Raw genomic sequence first — 532 nt, forward strand, 5'->3', positions numbered from 1 at the left:
CCCAATTTCCGCCCAGTGCATAAAACGTTTATGAACTGCCCGCCAATGACCGTAGTATTCAGGAAGCATACGCCATTGACAACCCGTTCGTAACACATAGTAAACCCCTTCCACGAATAAACGCAAAGATTCCGTATTTTTGCAGTGTATCCTCTTTACCGTCATTAAAAATTCATAAATCTTTTCCCAAGCATTTTCATTTATGTGATAATGCATTTTGCAATCCTTTGTTGTTTTTCTCAAATATATTTCAAACCAAGGATTGCAACCTTGCAAATCATTTTTTAATTAAATCAACTTAATTTCACATCTTGTAGTTTTTTTGGTTCACAGAACCTAGGGAGTATTGAAATAACTGTGTAAATTCTTTCATAGGTTATAATGGTTAAAACGTATAATCTAAGGACGAAAGATGAAAAACAAAGAACAAAACAAAGCATTAGATCAAGCGCTTGATCTCATTGTCGAATCAGGTGCTGATTTATCCAATCTATTTAAATCAGATGGCGTATTGAAGCAATTAACCAAAGGT

At 34.4% G+C, this 532-nt stretch carries 1 protein-coding gene; it reads right to left on the reverse strand.

What is annotated here, in order from left to right:
• Window positions 1–216: transposase (locus tag DNK84_RS05415; RefSeq protein ID WP_162902251.1), on the reverse strand; the 216-nt coding region annotated here is incomplete at its 3' end.
• Between the last annotated feature and the right edge of the window lie 316 nt (window positions 217–532).

Source organism: Facilibium subflavum, from assembly GCF_003574485.1.
Lineage (GTDB): Bacteria > Pseudomonadota > Gammaproteobacteria > Francisellales > Francisellaceae > Facilibium > Facilibium subflavum.